Genomic DNA, 273 nt, shown 5'->3' on the forward strand with positions numbered 1-273 from the left:
TCTGAAGGCGGCCCGTCAGCTACAGGAAGTCCAGTCGAACTGGAACGGTCTCGACAAGGCGCTCGATCACGCATTGCTGTTCAACCGGCGCCTGTGGTCGATCTTCCTCAGCGCAGCGCAGGGCGACGAGAATCCGCAGCCGCTCGAGGTGCGTCAGAACATCGCGAACATCGGCGTGTTCGTGATGAAGCAGACTGTCGACATCCAGATGAATCCGGACCCGGCGAAGCTGAAGTCGCTGATCGATATCAATTGCAACCTTGCCGCCGGCCT

Annotated in this window: 1 protein-coding gene; it reads left to right on the forward strand. The window is 59.7% G+C overall.

What is annotated here, in order from left to right:
- On the forward strand, positions 1 to 273 hold a 273-nt coding region (gene flaF, locus AC1RQI_RS17185), incomplete at both ends, for a flagellar biosynthesis regulator FlaF (protein WP_481905828.1).

The sequence above is a fragment of the Salicola sp. AFF1 genome (assembly GCF_056783195.1).